Source organism: Streptomyces sp. NPDC015125, assembly GCF_043080045.1.
GTDB lineage: Bacteria > Actinomycetota > Actinomycetes > Streptomycetales > Streptomycetaceae > Streptomyces.
In genome coordinates this window covers 1-1,079 of sequence record NZ_JBIBVF010000069.1, presented here as the reverse complement: position 1 = coordinate 1,079, position 1,079 = coordinate 1, and the positions used below count along the sequence as shown (strand labels likewise).

The 1,079-nt window shown below is 73.9% G+C and carries 2 protein-coding genes; one reads left to right on the top strand and one right to left on the bottom strand.

The window, feature by feature from the left end; all coding sequences use genetic code 11:
• The coding region (locus tag ACF088_RS41375; protein WP_392381139.1) for a LysR family transcriptional regulator at nucleotides 1–232 on the bottom strand (232 nt) is incomplete at its 3' end.
• Between the two features lie 63 nt (nucleotides 233–295).
• Between ACF088_RS41375 and ACF088_RS41370 the strand changes: the two genes are divergently transcribed.
• Nucleotides 296–1,079, top strand: a 784-nt coding sequence (locus ACF088_RS41370) for an MFS transporter (protein WP_392381138.1), incomplete at its 3' end; no start/stop codon positions are given.

Below are 1,079 nucleotides of genomic sequence, written 5' to 3'. Positions count from 1 at the left end.
CGAGGGTGCGGCCGCGGCGCACGAACAGGTCGACGCCGAGGTCCTCCTCCAGGCGGACGAGGGCGCGGGAGAGGGTGGACTGGGGGACGTTCATCTCCTGGGCGGCCCGGGTGACGTGCTCGGTGCGGGCGACGCCGGCGAAGTGCGCGAGGCGGGGCGCGAGCAGCGCGACGATGTCTTCCGTGTCACCGGACGGTGACAGGCGGGGCCGTGAGCTTGACTGATGCACCATGGGAACGATTATGGCCATTCCATGCATTGGACGGATGAGTAAGGGGCTTCGTACCGTCGTGGCATGACTCCCGCCGATACCGGGGCGTCCACGGCCGTGGACGCCGCATCCGCCGCCTCCGCGGACCCCGACGCCTCCGGCTCCTCCTCGGCCGACTCGCGCATGACACCGGGCGGTCCCGGCTACCGCCGGATGAGCTTCGCGCTGTTCCTGGCGGGCGTCGCCACCTTCGCGCTCCTGTACTCCACGCAGGCCCTGCTGCCGCTGATCTCGGGCGACCTCGGCGTCACGGCGAGCGACGCCAGCTGGACGGTGGCCGCCGCGACCGGTGGCCTCGCGGTGTTCGTGCTGCCGATGAGCGCGCTGTCGGAGCGGTTCGGACGGCGGACGGTCATGACGGCGTCGCTGGCGGTCGCGGTCACCGTCGGGCTGCTGGTGCCCTTCGCGCCGTCGCTGCCGGCGCTGGTCGCGCTGCGGGCGGTGCAGGGCGCGGCCCTGGCCGGGCTGCCCGCCTCGGCGACGGCGTACCTCGCGGAGGAGGTCCGGCCGCGGGCGCTGGTCACCGCGATCGGCCTGTTCGTGGCGGGCAACAGCGTGGGCGGGATGAGCGGCCGGATCATCACCGGCTGGGTCGCCCAGGAGTGGGGCTGGCGGGTCGCCGTCGGCGTGATCGGCCTGGTCGCGGTGGCGTGCGCGGTGGCCTTCCGGCTGCTGCTGCCGGCGCCCGAGCACTTCACCCCGGGCTCGCTGCGCCCGCGCGTGCTGGTCCGCACCGTGCGCGACCACCTGTCCAACCCGCTGCTGCGCCGCCTGTACGCGATCGGCGCGCTGTTCATGACGGTGTTCG